Below are 288 nucleotides of genomic sequence, written 5' to 3' on the forward strand. Positions count from 1 at the left end.
GATCGCTTCCTTTGCTTCCTCTGTCTCCTAAAACAAAAAACGCCCTCCCTAACGGAAGAGCGTTTTTTATTTAGCTAGAAAAACTAGCGATTAACCATTGATGCTAGGAGCAACCAAAGCAACTGGAGTGGACTCACCAGCAGCCAAGTCCAGAGGGAAGTTGTGAGCGTTACGCTCGTGCATTACTTCCATACCTAGGTTGGCGCGGTTGATTACATCAGCCCAGGTGTTGATTACACGACCTTGGCTGTCTATCACTGACTGGTTGAAGTTGAAACCGTTCAGGTT

General features: G+C 47.2%; 1 protein-coding gene. It reads right to left on the reverse strand.

From position 1 onward, the window contains the following. Window positions 1-90: 90 nt before the first annotated feature. Window positions 91-288: hypothetical protein (locus tag FLQ44_RS25560; RefSeq protein WP_206208824.1), on the reverse strand; the 198-nt coding region annotated here is incomplete at its 5' end.

This window comes from Vogesella mureinivorans (assembly GCF_007644035.1).
In the GTDB taxonomy this organism is placed as follows: Bacteria; Pseudomonadota; Gammaproteobacteria; order Burkholderiales; family Chromobacteriaceae; genus Vogesella; species Vogesella mureinivorans.